Annotated in this window: 1 pseudogene; it reads left to right on the forward strand. The window is 65.2% G+C overall.

Annotated elements, in window-relative coordinates:
- Positions 1 to 221: pseudogene (locus GWC77_RS30515) on the forward strand (IS21 family transposase); the annotation flags it as partial.

Here is a 221-nt window from a genome sequence, read left to right on the forward strand (position 1 = left end):
GGCCCTGATGACACTGCAGCGCGGCCGTGCGGGTCCCAATGGCAAGCACGGCCACGTCATCAACTACCGGCACGTCATCCACGCGCTGCGCCGCAAGCCCATGGCGCTGCTCAATCTGGTCCATCGCGATCAGATCTTTCCGCGCGAGGCCTATCGCCTGACCTTCGATCGCCTGCTCGAGCGGCTCCCGGAGCGCCAAGCATGCAGGACCATGGTTGAAC

Source organism: Paraburkholderia sp. NMBU_R16 (assembly GCF_013282575.1).
In the GTDB taxonomy this organism is placed as follows: Bacteria; Pseudomonadota; Gammaproteobacteria; order Burkholderiales; family Burkholderiaceae; genus Trinickia.